The following is a 310-nucleotide window of genomic DNA, read 5'->3' as shown; positions in this document are numbered from 1 at the left end:
ATCGAGCTACAACCGCTTCGACATGCGCGTGGCCGACACCGCGGTGACGTGGCTCGGCGAGCACGCGCACGACAAACGTCCGTGGGTGCTGTATGTGGGTCTCGTCGCGCCGCATTTCCCGCTCGTCGTGCCGCAGGAGTGGCTCGATCTGTATCCGCCAGAATCGCTCGATCTGCCGCTGCTGCATCCGTCGACGGGTTATGTGCGGCACCCGTGGGTCGAGCGCCAGGCGCGCCATATGGACCACGATTCGGCCATCGGCAGCGAGGAGCGGCGGCGTCTCGCAGTGGCGTGCTATCTTGCGCTCGTT

1 pseudogene is annotated in these 310 nt (G+C 66.1%); it reads left to right on the top strand.

Annotated elements, in window-relative coordinates:
- A pseudogene (locus tag U5A65_RS40825) lies at positions 1-310 on the top strand (sulfatase); the annotation flags it as partial.

This window comes from Paraburkholderia sp. J10-1 (genome assembly GCF_905220165.1).
Classification (GTDB): Bacteria; Pseudomonadota; Gammaproteobacteria; order Burkholderiales; family Burkholderiaceae; genus Paraburkholderia.
The sequence above is the reverse complement of the archived record's forward strand: the minus strand, read 5'-3'. Positions and strand labels throughout refer to the sequence as shown.